This window comes from Bradyrhizobium sp. Kon37 (assembly GCF_055807535.1).
On the sequence record NZ_JBVVOY010000002.1, the window covers coordinates 696,090 to 709,248 of the forward strand.

Consider the following 13,159-nt stretch of genomic DNA (forward strand, 5'->3'; position numbering starts at 1 on the left):
CGAACACGCCGATCCCGCTTATGGGCTTTCAACGGGCGCGGGGACGAGTAAGATGCTGTCTCGTGGTCCCGGAGGCGGAATGAGCCAGCGCAAGTTCATGGGACTTGGCGGCGGTGCGACAGCATCAGGGCCGGGCATTGCGCGAGCGAGCCAGCGATCGGCCAATGCAGCCGCCGAGCCCCCCTACGATGATGAGCAAGAATTCCCATTGATCATCGCGAACATGCCCGCAACCCCTCGCCAAAAGGCCTGGGCGGTGGGTGTCGCCGTCTTGCTCATCGTCCTTGCAGCGGCCATCGCGCCGTTCGCCCGGATCCAATTGGGCCAGATCAATGGTTTCGTTCCAGTATTGCAGACCGCGTTGGCCCTGGCCGAGTTTATCACGGCAGCCCTGCTGTTTGCTCAATTTTCGATCCAGCCCCAACGGGCACTTCTCGCACTCGCAAGTGGATACGTTTTCAGCGGATCGTTCGCATTCTTGCAAACGCTCGCCTTTCCGAACGGATACGCTACCGCAGGTGTCATTGGAAATGGACTGGATAGCCCCGCTTGGCTTTACGTGCTTTGGCACACGGCTTTTCCCGCGGCTATCCTGGTGTACGGATTCACAAAGGATCACTCCACCGCAGGCCGACCAGGCAGACCCGCAATAGCCGCGATCGTACTAGCCTTCGGCTGCATCGCTGCCACCGTGGCAGCACTGACGTGGATGGTGACCGCGAAAACCGAATTTCTCCCTAGCTTCTACGTGAACGACGTCAGGCATCAGACGCCTCTCGGTAATCAGGTCAACCTGATACTTTTGCTTTGGAATGTGACTGCTCTCACTGTCCTGTTTGCGCGCATGCGCACCATTCTTGACCTTTGGCTGATGGTGACTTTGCTCGCCTACTTGCCGAACTTTCTGGTAGCGATCATCGGCAGCTCGGTTCGCTTCACCATCGGTTGGTACGCAGCACGCGGTTTCGTTCTGGTCGGCAGTTGCATGTTGCTGACCGTATTGCTCATCGAAACGATGTTTATCTATTCGCGCCTTGCCAGCGTCATTGCCCTACAGCGACGCGAACGAGCGAACCGGCTTCTCAGCATCGACGCGGTCACTGGCGCGATCGCCCATGAGCTGAGATCGCCATTGGGGGCCATCTCGCTCAATGCTGCGACAGGGTTGAGTCACTTGCGAGCTGCCTCCCCCGAACTCGAGGAACTCGAGAACATCCTCTGTGACATCGAAGCCGACGGCGATCGGGCGGCTGACATCATATCGAGCATTCGCGAGATGACAATCAAAACGGCGCGCGGCGGCGCTTCGGCAAACGTTGAGGATATCGCGGAGCTCACGCTGAGACTGTTGAAGCACGATCTCCTGGCCAATGGCGTATCAGTGACGACGGAGCTTCAGGGCAACATACCTCCAGTCGCACTGGACGGCACTGAGCTTCAGCAGATTGTCCTGAACCTCTGCAAAAACGCGATTGACGCAATGAGCTCTGTCCCCGCCGACCAACGAGAGCTCCGTCTGAAAACTGCCCTCGATGGTGGCTCAGCGGTTCATTTGTCCGTCGAGGACTCGGGCACCGGCATCACACCGCGTCATCAAGAGCGCATCTTCGACCCTTTCTTCACGACGAAGCAAGGCGGTATGGGGTTGGGACTGGCCATCTCCTCCAACCTGGTTGCAAGGTGTGGAGGAAAGCTGAGGCTGATCAAATCGGACGTCAGGGGCTCCGTTTTCGAGTTAGAGATGCCAATCTCCGCTCCCGCTTCGTCGCAATGACACTACGAGACCGTCACGATCGTTCCGCCTTCGCTCACTTCATAGAGATCATGATCGTGCTGAGGTTGGCGACCGATACGAGGGTGCCAGACGCACTATCTGCGTGCGTCGCTCAGGGTTTTGCACCATCGACCTTCTTCCAGGTCTGGTCCGGATCGAATGCAGTCATGCGGGAAACGAGAACATTGGTCCGATAACCGAGATCCTTCTGGTAGATAACGCCCGCATGGTTGACCAGGAAGGTCATGACGCCGGAATTGCCGTACTCGGCAGGCCAGGCGACCAGTGCAAAACCTCCGATCATCTTGCCCTTGACCACATAGTTGAGCGCGCCGCCCGGCGCGTTCGACCCCTGCCCCTTCAGGATCCGAAAATAATAGCCGTGGTAGGGCGCCGCCCCCTCCTCGGCCTTGTAGCCTTCAGCCGAAGCCTGCGCTGCCAATGCGCCGAGCGGGCTCTGGTCATTGTCGTCACGCCAGAACAGCCCGTCCTTCTTGCCCGCGCTGCTGACGATGCGTTGTGCGTACACGCCGGCCCCTTCGCCGCGATCCTTGTCGGCGTAGTCGTTCTCGGCATCGACAAAGGCGAGACTGGTCTGGATGGCGTCGAGCTCATTGCGGCCGATGCGGCGATACAGCACTTCGATGCGGCCTTCGGCGGCATCGAATTCCCAGCCGGTCCTGGTGTTGACGAGCGGGATCGGGAACGGGAAGTCGTCCGGACCCAACATCAGCATTGCCTTCTTGTTACCCTCCGCCTTGATCGAATGCTTGGCGTCGTACATCGAGGTGAAGCGTTTCCGAATGTCGACGTCGGCGACCTCATCACCGGACGAGACGATGTCCTCGGCAGCGCTGCCGAGCACTTTCAGGATGGCCCGGTCCGGCCCGCTTTTCACGGCGGCAGCGAGCGCCGCTGCCGCATCCTCCGGTGTCGGATAGGACCGCTGCGCCAAGGACGGCGAATTCAGGAGCGCCAGCGCCATGATGGCCGGCAACGCGACGCGATGAAGCGACTTGAAGCTCATCATGGCATCACCTGCGCAGGAATCGTCGCGCCGCCGGCGAGCCAATCCCGATACGTACGGAATTTTAGACCGAGCTTCTCGTAATAGACCCGGAGATAACCATCGGCTCCGCGGGTAACGGCTACTGGCTTCACCTCCTGGACTTCCTGCGCAATGACCCCGACATAGGCCCTGTCGCTGCCGATATAGCTGAAGCGGTAATAACCAAGGCCGCTTGCGAGATGGCCGAGTAGAACGACATCGTGCTTCAGCGCGATATCGGAACGCCGTCCGCCGCCGCCACCACCACCACCCCGGCCTCCGCCACCTCCACCCTGGAAGCCTCCGCCGCCACCTCGGCCGGCGAAGCTCGCACCTCCGCCGCCGCCACCGCGCGGTCCCACGCTCGCCATGCTCGCCTGGCCACGGGCCGACGCTGCGGCCGCCGAGCGGCCCGACGATACGTTCAGGGCGCCGCCGCCACCACCGCGGTTCGCGGCCTTGGTGCCGCCGCCCTTGGCACCGCCCGCTTTAGGGCCAGCACTCTTTGCGCCGGCATTCTTGGCACCACCGCCTTTGGCCGCGCGATCGCCGCCACCTTTGGCACGATCGCCTCCCGCCTTGGCACGATCCCCCGCGCCTTGTCGGTCACCACCTCGATCACCTGCGCGGTCGCCGGCACGATCTCCTGCGCGATCTCCCGCACCTGGCCGATCCTGTCCCGGCTTCTGCTGTCCGTCGCGGCCGCGGAAATCCATCCGGTCGGCGGCGCCGGCCTTCAGATTGCTATTGCCGAAGCGCTGCTGAACGTTGGCGTTGTTGTAGCGTACCCCTTGGCGATGCGAGGGATTGTGCTGCCACCCATTTCCGATATTCGTGGTCCGGTGATTGATATAGACGTTGCGGTTGCCCCAGTTGCAGCCGCCGCCCCAATAATTGCCCCAGCGACCGATGGCCCAGGCCGTGCCGAAGGCGAGACCCGCCGCGACGACGCCTGCGCCGATGTAGGACGGGTAGCCGAAGTAATATGGTGGATACTCGGTGTAGGGCCACGCGCCGTAGACTGTCGCAGACTCGTAATACGGCACATACATCGTATCGGGAACCGCAGGCTCAATCACGACCACCTGCCTGCTTTCCTCGGTCTTGACGCTCACCTTCTGCTGCTTGGTGGTCACCAGCTTCTTGTTGTCATAAGCCTTGGTCCGCAGCCGCTGGACCGCATCCATCACATCCGGCTGCTGTGCCAGCACGGCGTCGCCGAGCGCCTTGGTCCAGTCGAGCTTGTCGCTCATCATGGCCAAGACCTCAGCAGTCGAGGCCAGCGCCTTGATGCTGTCATCCCACGGCTGCTTCTCGACTTCAGTCTTCAGGACATCACCCTTCAGAGTCTTGCGCTCTTTCAGCCAGCGATCGGCCTGAACGACTTCCAGAGGATAGGTGGAAGCCGCGAGCACGTTGGCAAGCAACTCGTCGGGGTAGAGCGCAATCGGCGCGACCAGAGCTTCGAGCTGCTCCGGTTTCAGAAGCTCTGCGGCTTGCGCGGGGGGATTTGCCTGCTGCGGGCTGGAGGCGGGCGCCTTATCTGCGGTCTGCGCCGCCGCCGCCAGCGGAACCGCGATCACGAGCGCAAGCGCCATCAAGGTCCTGCCGCAGCAAAACATCAGATCCTCCATACACATGTTCCGGCGATCATCAGACCCGAGAGCTGGCGTTTGTTGATCGAGATCAACGAAACGCTGCCTCATCCCCCGCGACGCCCGAGCAAGCTAGTCAATCAGCTCAGCCTCCATCAGCAATCGTTCCGGGATCGCCAGTCCGAGGGCGTGGACGGCTCTCATGTTGATGACGAGATCGAACCTCGTGGCGAATTGCACCGGAAGACTGCGAACCTCGGCGCCGCGAAGAATGCGAGCGACATACCCAGCGCCGTCGCGAAACTGTTGCGTCAGGTCGGCGCCATAAGACATCAGCCCGCCATTCACAGCATAGAAGCGGACGGCGAAGATCGCCGGCACGCGGCGCTGGGCCAGCAACGGGATTGCCATGGCGCTCTGAGTACTGAAGAAACCGCCATCCGGCAGCACGACGAGCCCGCTGCCATTCCGCGCCGCCGTCTCGATGACCCCCGCGATCTCGGCGCCGCTGCGGACGGAGGCGCCGGCAACCGTCATACGCAGGCGACTTTCCACCTGGTGTGCGGCCTGAAGATAAAGCGGCGCATATGGCGCGGTTTCGGGATTGTACAGAAGCATCGCACTGCTCATGCCGGGCACCATGTCCTTCAACAGGCTCAGCCATTTCCCGCTCATGGCATGCTCGTAAAGCGAGAAGCCGGTAAGATTGCTGGTCGGCCTTGCCAGATCGACGACGAGGCCTGTCCCGACCGGATCCGAGAGCCCGACAAAGATGATCGGAATGACCTGCGTTGCAGCCCGCAGCGCCCGTGTCGTCGCCGTGCTGGTCGCAAACAGCACGTCGGGTCCGGTGGCAACAAGTTCGCGAGCTTCACGTTCCTGCCATGTCGGATTGGAACCCGGCCAGCGCACATCGAGTCGGTAGTTCTGATTGGCGATCCAGCCGAGGTCGGCGAGACCCTGCTGAAAGGCATTGACGCGCATCTGAGCGCCGCCATCGCCCACCACATTGCCAGTCAGCACGCCGACCGACGGCATCGGCCGCGGTGCCCCGTCCTGAGCGTGCGCGAAAACCGGACAAGCGGCTGCAGCCCCGACCAAGGCCATGAACTCACGACGCTTCATTGCCCGTCCGCTATCCCCCTGATGTCCCGCACCCTTCGCATGACGCGATTACCGAAGGAAACGGGGTTGGCGGCCCGAGGGTTTGATCAAGATCAAGGTCGCTGAGCTTGGGTTCGGCCGTGATTCGGCTTGGTCTGGAGTGACCACCATCAGGTGCGGTCAACTGGCTGACCGAGCACTTGCTCATGTCCGTTCGCGGACAGCAGGATCCGACGGTCGTGAATCAGGCTCTGAAGACGATGCGCAGCGACATTCAACGTCGTGACATCGAGCGCATTCTCGTCTCCTGCAGCGGCCTTGGCGCGCTGGCCCTGGAGCACCCGGTCGATCTCGACCTCGATATCGGACAGTTCGGCCTCCGCCTCCGTCCTGCGTATCCGCGCGCCCAGCGCATACAGCAAGTCCAGGCCCCGTTCGTCTTTAGAGGGATCACGCACCTGAAGGAATTTCCAAGCCGCCGCCAATATGGAGATGAGGCCGCCGAAAATCATGGGCGCGAGGAAGATCGCGTTTCCCCATTCGTCCAGAAAGCTCTGCTGTGTTCCGTTGTAGAATGCTGCGGCGCCAGGATGGACCGGGAGGAAGGCGTCCGAATCCGTGCTCGGCGCAGTCATTTGCGAAAGGATCGGCAATTCCCCGAGCAGGTCCCTGCGCGCCTTCATCAGCGCGTCGGCCAGGCTGCCCGCCACCTCTGCGCTGAGCTGCTTTTGCGCGACCACATAGAACGACACCCGCAGCGTGGTGAGATCCTCGCTCGGGACAGGCGGCGAACCGCGCAACGTGCCCTTCGGGACATCGAAGCTTTCAAAGGCGCGCTGCTTTTCCGCGATGGCACCAGCCGCCTCGACGGGAAGGAGGACCGGTGCGGTCTTCGGCGTTTGCAGAAAGAGGCCGCGCAAGAGGGCCAGATACTTTTCCGCAAGGGGAACGACGATCAGAATCGCCCGTACCTCCTTGGCATCGAGTGCCCGCCGCGCGTCTGCTGGTTGGAGATTGCGGAATGTCACGTTGGCGCGTCCAAGGCCGTATTCGTCGCTGAGGACGTCGACGACCTTGCGATTCATCTCGCCGCCGATCACGCCGACGCTGGTGCGCTTCAGACCAGCGATTTCGGTAATGGAGGAGCCCGGCGGCGCAACCAGCAGGACAACGGCATGGGCGAGAACCACGATAGCCTGCGCCTGCGATAGGTCGCCGACGTCGCCGCGGACGACAGCAAGCTCGACCTTTTCCGCCGCAAATTGCTCGGCAGCATCAACCGCGTTGGTGGTTTCCACCAGTCTGAGCCGGACCGGGGCGTTCACGGCGGCAAGCCGGCTTGCCAATGCCGATACCAGCCGTGTGGCTTCGCCATCCAGCGATCCGACCGCGATGGTCAGCGTCGTCGGGCGAGAATACCACCGGTAGCCGAACAGGCCAGCTCCAAGCACAAGCACGACAGCGCTGGCGACAATGATGGAACGAAGCCAGATCGGCATTTTCGCAGGGGCCATGTGGCGCTCATAGTGAATCGGACGTCCGGCGGCCGCGCACGGGCTCATTGACGCCCCGCCCGGCTCAACTGCGGCCTGTTGCTGAACCGGAGTGCGATCCAAGCCGAGATCGAACCCAGTCAGTGCCCGCTGAGCACCAGCGTCTTGATCGGCAGCAGCAGCGCCTGGATGCGCAGCAGCAGCGCATGCACCAGGCCGACACCGTCCACGACATGCAACGCAATGGCGCGGCTGGTACTGGTCTCCTTGGCTGAGATCTCCTCATGATTGCTGGTATAGGCATTGACGATGCAGCTGCTGCCCGGCGTCACGCCTTCAAGTCCGCCCTTGTACAGCGGCTCCAGGAAGGCGAGGATCGAACCCGGTTTGCGTGCATTCTGAGCTTCAATCAATTCCTGGCCAGCCTGCACCTGGCCGGCGGCGATGTAATCCTGCACATCGGTGACAAGGAGCGGAATGATCACCCATGGCTTGGAGATGCAGGTCGCTTCTGCGACCATCCCTACCTTCACTACCCCCGCTTCAATCTGTCCAAACCCGGCCTGCAGCCTACCCCTGCCGGCATCCGCCGGTATCAACACGCCGGCTGGTCGCATGATCTGGGCAACGAGATCGCCCGTCCGAACGAGGAACTGCTCGACCCGCCCGTCGACGCCGGCGCGAACGAAGGTCTTGTCGAGATCGACCTGCGCTTCAGCCAACGCCGCCTGGCCGCTCGCTTTTTCGGCCGGCAACAGCGTTGAAAGCCGCAACATCGCCGACGTTTTGGACGCGGTGGCCGAGTCCACACCAGCCTGCCGCTGGTTGACCACGACCTGTAGTTTCTCGATATCGCGTTGCGGGACGATACCGGGATTGCGGCGCTGCAGCTCCGTCTTGACGTCCAGCTCGTCCTTGGCCTGCTGAAGGCTGGCCTTGGCTTCCTGGATCTGCGCTTCGGCCTTGACCACGTCGTTTTCGGCGCTTGTCATCGCGGCGTCGACCTCGGCGATCTTGCGGGTGGCCGTCTCCAAAGCAGCCTTCTGCTTCGAACTGTCCAACCTGAACAGCACGTCGCCCTTCTTCACTGCCTCGCTGTAGCCGACATTGACTTCCGCGACGCGGCCGGAGCCTTCAGGCAGGATCGGGACTGTCCGAAAATAGAGCGCGGCCGAGGTCGTTGACGGGTGAAAGTAGAAGATCATGGTGATCAGCGAAATCGTCAGCATCAGGCAGCCGGTGATGCCCCATCGCAATTCATACCAGATGGAAAAGAAGGTGATTTCCTTGCCGAAACGTTTGCCCTGGGCATAGCGGCGGTAGAGGTAGTCCGGCAGGATGGTCAGGAGGGAGCAGAACATGAGCTCAAACATGGCTGTGTTCCTTTCCCTTGACGATCGGCTTTTCGACCGGCGGCAAGCTGGGGAGTTCTGGCTCGCGGCTCTCGCCGGGCGCGGCGTCGGCGATCCTCTCGACCGAGCCTGCGATACTCCGCAGCGGCGTGCCGAAATCCGGCAAGTCGATCATTGCGAGCAGAAGGCCGGCCACCCAGAAAATGTGCATGTGCGTAAAGAGCGAGATGATGCCGAGCACGGCCACGATCTCGAATTGCAGCTTCTGCGACTTGTGCGCCATTCGTTCGGGCAGGCTGTGCAGCTTCCAATAGAGCGTGCCAACCCAGAGTACGGTGCCGATCAGGAAGATCCCCATCACCACCATCAGAACGTCCGTGCCGCTTCCCGGCGCGAGGTAGAACGGCAGATGATGCGGAGCCATCGGATGAAGTTGCTCGCTCAATGGTCGCCTCCACGGAAGGGATCAGGGCGGTCTGCGCGCCGGCTCGTCACTGTGGCCGCGCAGGTGAGAAAATTGCTTGATATGAATCAAAGGTCCGAACGGCGCGAAACTTAGCTTAGCCCTGACTCCGATCCCACAGCAAGCCAGGAACGCACCAATCATGCCCGGCATCGATGAGCTCATTCCCAACGCACTGCAAATTCGCAAGGAAGCTGCGCTCGAGGAAGCCAGAAAGGCCGAGGAATATGTTCGCCTCGCCGCCGCGGCCGAAGCCGAGAAACGCGCTCTGATCGAACGGCTGAGCAAACCGTCCGGCAAATCCGAGGAGGAGAAAATCAAGCTCGCCTCGACCATCATCCAGCGCGCGGTTCGCAACGGCCTGACCGAAGTGCAGGTCTATCGCTTCCCGAATACGCTGTGCACGGACAAGGGCCGCGCGATCAACCAAATGGAGGCGGGCTGGGAGAAAACGCTGACGGGAATTCCAAAAGAGATCTTCGAACTCTGGACCGAATACCTCAAGCCGCGCGGCTATCGCATCGGCTACCAGGTCGTCGACTTTCCTGACGGCGTGCCCGGCGACATCGGCGTCATCATTTCCTGGGGCGACTGATCACGTTTCGGCCGAGTTAAGAGAAGGCGGAGCGGCATGGCAAAGGACGAAGCCTCAGAGCGGATGAAACGCAAGGACTACGAGAAGGAGCTCGAAACGCTCCAGATCGAGCTTTGCCATCTCCAGGATTATGTAAAGGAAAACAAGCTTCGGGTCATTGTCCTGTTCGAAGGCCGCGACGCGGCCGGCAAGGGCGGCACGATCAAGGCGATCACCGAAAAGGTCAGCCCGCGCGTATTCCGGGTGGTGGCGCTGCCGGCGCCATCGGATCGCGAAAAGACGCAGCTTTTCTTCCAGCGATACATGAAGCAGTTTCCGGCCGGCGGCGAGATCGTGATCTTCGATCGGAGCTGGTACAATCGCGCCGGCGTCGAATATGTCATGGGATTCTGCTCACCCGCCGAGCACGATCGTTTCCTGTCGCTCTGCCCGCAGGTGGAAAAGTACGCCATCGACGGCGGCATCATCCTGATCAAGATCTGGCTCGAGGTCGGGATGGACGAGCAGGAGCGCCGCTTCAACGCCCGCATCGACGATCCGGTGCGGCAATGGAAGCTGAGCCCGATGGACCTGGAATCATTCAAGCGCTGGTATGATTATTCGCGCGCGCGCGACCTGATGCTCAAGAAGACGAGCACGAACGACGCGCCTTGGTACATCATTCGCTCCGACGACAAGCGGCGGGCGCGGCTGAACTGCATCGCGCACATCCTGGCGGCGATCCCCCACAAGCGGATCAAGAAGGACAAGGTGAGGCTGCCGAAGCGTTCCGACAAAGGACGCTACAATGACCAGGCCGGCCTGCGCGGAATGAACTTCGTCGCCGAGCGATATTGACGAGGTGATCGGGCCGCGCTCCCGGCTCGGCCCGATCACCTGACCATGCTGCTGAGGGTCCGCTGGCCCGTCAGCGGCACTTTCCTTTAATAAGGATACTGGTTGGGGCAAACCCAGTTGCCGTACGTGTCCTGATAACAGCCGTTGTTGTAGTTGTTATTGTAGTATCCGTAGGCGCCCGCGGCGGCCGCACCGACGGCAGCAGCTCCGTAAGCCGCGCCTCGGTAGCCATATCGCGGATAGCCGCCGGGATAGCCGGCGACCGGACGGCCGGGACGGCCCGCAACGGGGTAACCTGGACGGCCCGGACGACCGGCTATGGGATGGCTCGGCCGCGGACCTCCTGCGTAATGGCGTCCGCCTCCGCCATGGATCCGTCCGGCGTGAACGGCGCCGCCATGGAAACCTCCGGCGCGCATGCCCCCTCCACCTCCGCGATAGCCTCCACCGCCACCTCCGCGGCGGGCATAGGCATCATCGGGAACGAGCGCGGCCGCGAGAAGAACGACGGCCGCAGCGAGAGCGAGAAGATAACGAAGCATGGCATGTCCTCCCTCGATATGGGCGCCGTGATCCGCTTTCGACGATGCCTCGCGGAACGCGATTGGCACCCGAACCTGGCACTGAGTTGCGGCGGCTTCACTGACTTACGTGCATGAGAAAAGCAGCCGCCATTCAGCTAGAGCGCCGCGGCCGCCGAAGCGGCGCGACTGCCGCTCTACCGCTTCAAAGCTATCGTCACGCCCCCCACAGCGGCTGACAGCTCCGCACCAACCTTCGGCCCGCTAAGCTGCAGAATCACGCCATTGCCGTTTTGCAGCTGAACGGCACCTGCGCCGGCAGCGATAGCACCGCCCGCACCGCCGACAGCGTAGGAGCCTTCGATCGACTCCGGCCCCCTCAGGTTGAGGGCACGACCGACCAGCTTGGTGGTCGAGGCGCCGATCGTAAAGCCGACGCTCATGCCCGAGACGGTGAAGGGATATTTGTGGCCGCGATACAGCAGAACGCCCTCGCCGCCACCGACGCCAACGATGAAACCGCCCTTGGTGAAGACAACGGCAACTTGGCCGGTCTCTGCCCGCGATGGCGTGCTGAATCCGGCGACTCCTGCCAGCGAGGCGACCAGGGCGGCATAGATGGCAACTTTTCTCATGACTTTTCTTTCCTCTGGTTGTGACGCCGAGCTATTGAGCCAGGATCATTGCGAAATAGCCGAACACGGTGAGCAGAATGCCCGATACGGCGTAGCCAACCGGGAACCCAATCCAGGGCACGGAGCTCTGGATCTCCACCGCGGCTTCGCGGCATGGACCGGAGTGCGACCGCGCACCGGCAACGCCGCCCATCAACACGGCCGGGTTGATCTTGAAGACGTGGAAGCCGATCGCCCAGACGATGAACGGCGGAATCGTGCAGGCAATGAAGCCGGCAACGAAGATCTTCAGCGCCACGGCCCCGGTCAGCTGCGCCAATAGTCCCGCGCCGGCATTGATGCCGACGATGGCGACGAAGACCACGAGACCGAGATCTTCGAGCACATTGCGTGCCGCGTTCGGCGTATTGCCGAAAAAGCGCAGCCGGGAGACCAGCGATGAGACGATCACGCCCGACAGCAACAGACCGCCGGCGTTGCCGAGGCCGATCTTGGCACCAAAGGCCGGGAATTCGATCATCCCGATCAGGAAGCCGATGATCATGCCGGCGGCGAGCGTCAACAGATCGGTCGAGGTGTTGGTCCGCGCAATGCGTCCCCACATCTCGCCGAGCTCGTTGACAGCCGACTTGATGCCGACCACCGAGACGATGTCCATCCGCTGCAACTCGGTCTTGAGACCGGCCGGAATCTGCACGCCGCCACGTTCGACCTTGGTGACCTGCAACTGCCCGGCAATGGCCGTCTCGCGGAAGGATTCAAAGGTCCGCCCGGCCATCGCCTTGTTGGTGACGAGGATGTCCGCCTGATCCATGGGAATGCCGAGCGCCTTGGCGTCGGCAACTTCCGGACCGAGCAGGCCCATCTTGTCGGTGAGATGCTCGGTCGAGCCGCCGAGCGCGACGACGTCGCCCTTTTGCAGGACGAATTCGGGATCGGCACCCTGCGGTTCTCCGCCGCGCGCTACGTTGACGATGCGGTATTCGGGATTCATCACACGGAATTTGGCAATGCTCATGCCGACCTGGCCCGGATTTTCGAGCCGGTAGGCGCGCAGGCCGAACTGCCGATAGCCGGTCAAGCCGCCACCCTCGAGATCCTTGACGCCAAACTCCTGCTCGTATTGCTTGGCAGCCGCCTTGGCATCGACGCCCCACCAGCGCGGCAAGTATTTGCAGATCAGGATGATGCCGACGGTGCCCCAAATATAGGTAATGCCGTAGGACAACGCGATCATGCCCGACGCGTCCTCGGGCTTCATGCCTTCGGGAAGCTTCACGACGCCCGAGGTGATGGCCTGCTCAGCCGAGCCAATCGCGGCCGACATGGTCTGCGATCCTGCCAGCATGCCGCCGGCAGCACCAATTGGCAGCGCAAAGAGCTTCGAAAGCATAACGACAAGCGCCAGACCGAGAACGCTCGACACCAGCGCCAGGATGCAGAACTTGAGACCATCGCCCTTCAGGCTGTTGATGAAGGACGGTCCCACACGTAAGCCGACGCCATACATGAACAAATAGTAGAACAGGCTCTTGGCGAACGCGTTCAGCTCAAGCTTCACGCCGTAGACCGACGCCCAAACCGAAAGGGCTGCGCCCACCACGATGGCGCCGGCGACCATGCCGAGGCCGTAACCCTTGATGCTGGCCCGGCCGATCCAGACGGCGAGCCCGACGACGAAGAACAGCAACAGAAACGGGTTCTGCTGCAAGAACGTGAAAAAGCTCTGCATATCCGTCCCC

12 protein-coding genes are annotated in these 13,159 nt (G+C 62.0%); 3 read left to right on the forward strand and 9 right to left on the reverse strand.

Going from position 1 to position 13,159, the window contains the following annotated elements:
* Positions 1–79 precede the first annotated feature (79 nt).
* A complete protein-coding gene (locus tag AC0L3J_RS07650) occupies positions 80–1,774 on the forward strand; it encodes an MASE4 domain-containing protein (protein WP_473346694.1) in 1,695 nt (564 codons plus the stop codon).
* Between the two features lie 112 nt (positions 1,775–1,886).
* Here the strand turns inward: AC0L3J_RS07650 and AC0L3J_RS07655 are convergent, their stop codons facing one another.
* The 6 genes from AC0L3J_RS07655 to AC0L3J_RS07680 form a co-directional block, all read right to left on the reverse strand.
* The gene (locus AC0L3J_RS07655; RefSeq protein WP_473346695.1) at positions 1,887–2,804 is read right to left on the reverse strand and encodes a DUF2950 domain-containing protein; all 918 of its coding nucleotides are present in this window, start codon (positions 2,802–2,804) and stop codon (positions 1,887–1,889) included.
* On the reverse strand, positions 2,801–4,444 hold the full coding sequence (locus AC0L3J_RS07660; RefSeq protein ID WP_473346766.1) for a DUF3300 domain-containing protein: 1,644 nt from the start codon (positions 4,442–4,444) through the stop codon (positions 2,801–2,803). Before AC0L3J_RS07660 ends, AC0L3J_RS07655 begins: the two co-directional genes overlap by 4 nt.
* Before the next feature lie 105 nt (positions 4,445–4,549).
* Entirely contained in the window at positions 4,550–5,542 is a 993-nt protein-coding gene (locus AC0L3J_RS07665) for an ABC transporter substrate-binding protein (RefSeq protein WP_473346696.1), read from the reverse strand.
* Between the two features lie 149 nt (positions 5,543–5,691).
* Positions 5,692–7,035, reverse strand: coding sequence for a TAXI family TRAP transporter solute-binding subunit (locus AC0L3J_RS07670; protein ID WP_473346697.1), 1,344 nt, complete (start codon positions 7,033–7,035; stop codon positions 5,692–5,694).
* 119 nt (positions 7,036–7,154) lie between these two features.
* On the reverse strand, positions 7,155–8,387 hold the full coding sequence (locus AC0L3J_RS07675) for an HlyD family secretion protein (RefSeq protein WP_473346698.1): 1,233 nt from the start codon (positions 8,385–8,387) through the stop codon (positions 7,155–7,157).
* Positions 8,380–8,790 carry a hypothetical protein gene (locus AC0L3J_RS07680; protein ID WP_456769659.1) on the reverse strand — a complete coding sequence of 137 codons (411 nt, stop codon included), beginning with the start codon at positions 8,788–8,790 and terminating at the stop codon, positions 8,380–8,382. Before AC0L3J_RS07680 ends, AC0L3J_RS07675 begins: the two co-directional genes overlap by 8 nt.
* Before the next feature lie 181 nt (positions 8,791–8,971).
* Here AC0L3J_RS07680 and AC0L3J_RS07685 point away from each other — a divergent pair, with 181 nt between their 5' ends.
* Together AC0L3J_RS07685 and ppk2 are read left to right on the forward strand one after the other, a co-directional pair.
* Positions 8,972–9,424: a hypothetical protein gene (locus AC0L3J_RS07685; protein WP_085351234.1), complete on the forward strand. Its 453-nt coding sequence runs from the start codon at positions 8,972–8,974 to the stop codon at positions 9,422–9,424.
* A gap of 36 nt (positions 9,425–9,460) precedes the next feature.
* Entirely contained in the window at positions 9,461–10,261 is an 801-nt protein-coding gene (gene ppk2, locus AC0L3J_RS07690; protein ID WP_473346699.1) for a polyphosphate kinase 2, read from the forward strand.
* An 86-nt stretch (positions 10,262–10,347) separates the two neighbouring features.
* Here the strand turns inward: ppk2 and AC0L3J_RS07695 are convergent, their stop codons facing one another.
* The 3 genes from AC0L3J_RS07695 to AC0L3J_RS07705 form a co-directional block, all read right to left on the reverse strand.
* Positions 10,348–10,803 carry a hypothetical protein gene (locus tag AC0L3J_RS07695; protein ID WP_473287403.1) on the reverse strand — a complete coding sequence of 152 codons (456 nt, stop codon included), beginning with the start codon at positions 10,801–10,803 and terminating at the stop codon, positions 10,348–10,350.
* A 176-nt stretch (positions 10,804–10,979) separates the two neighbouring features.
* A complete protein-coding gene (locus AC0L3J_RS07700) occupies positions 10,980–11,417 on the reverse strand; it encodes a hypothetical protein (protein ID WP_007592965.1) in 438 nt (145 codons plus the stop codon).
* Between the two features lie 31 nt (positions 11,418–11,448).
* The gene (locus AC0L3J_RS07705; protein ID WP_473346700.1) at positions 11,449–13,149 is read right to left on the reverse strand and encodes an aspartate:alanine exchanger family transporter; all 1,701 of its coding nucleotides are present in this window, start codon (positions 13,147–13,149) and stop codon (positions 11,449–11,451) included.
* Positions 13,150–13,159: the final 10 nt, after the last annotated feature.

Bases quoted from the DNA above. Each gene is read 5' to 3' on its own strand.
- AC0L3J_RS07695 (WP_473287403.1), bottom strand. From the start codon at position 10,803: ATGCTTCGTTATCTTCTCGCTCTCGCTGCGGCCGTCGTTCTTCTCGCG.
- AC0L3J_RS07680 (WP_456769659.1), bottom strand. From the start codon at position 8,790: ATGGCTCCGCATCATCTGCCGTTCTACCTCGCGCCGGGAAGCGGCACG.
- AC0L3J_RS07670 (WP_473346697.1), bottom strand. From the start codon at position 7,035: ATGGCCCCTGCGAAAATGCCGATCTGGCTTCGTTCCATCATTGTCGCC.
- AC0L3J_RS07660 (WP_473346766.1), bottom strand. From the start codon at position 4,444: ATGTTTTGCTGCGGCAGGACCTTGATGGCGCTTGCGCTCGTGATCGCG.
- AC0L3J_RS07650 (WP_473346694.1), top strand. From the start codon at position 80: ATGAGCCAGCGCAAGTTCATGGGACTTGGCGGCGGTGCGACAGCATCA.
- AC0L3J_RS07700 (WP_007592965.1), bottom strand. From the start codon at position 11,417: ATGAGAAAAGTTGCCATCTATGCCGCCCTGGTCGCCTCGCTGGCAGGA.
- AC0L3J_RS07665 (WP_473346696.1), bottom strand. From the start codon at position 5,542: ATGAAGCGTCGTGAGTTCATGGCCTTGGTCGGGGCTGCAGCCGCTTGT.
- AC0L3J_RS07675 (WP_473346698.1), bottom strand. From the start codon at position 8,387: ATGTTTGAGCTCATGTTCTGCTCCCTCCTGACCATCCTGCCGGACTAC.
- AC0L3J_RS07685 (WP_085351234.1), top strand. From the start codon at position 8,972: ATGCCCGGCATCGATGAGCTCATTCCCAACGCACTGCAAATTCGCAAG.
- AC0L3J_RS07705 (WP_473346700.1), bottom strand. From the start codon at position 13,149: ATGCAGAGCTTTTTCACGTTCTTGCAGCAGAACCCGTTTCTGTTGCTG.
- AC0L3J_RS07655 (WP_473346695.1), bottom strand. From the start codon at position 2,804: ATGATGAGCTTCAAGTCGCTTCATCGCGTCGCGTTGCCGGCCATCATG.
- ppk2 (WP_473346699.1), top strand. From the start codon at position 9,461: ATGGCAAAGGACGAAGCCTCAGAGCGGATGAAACGCAAGGACTACGAG.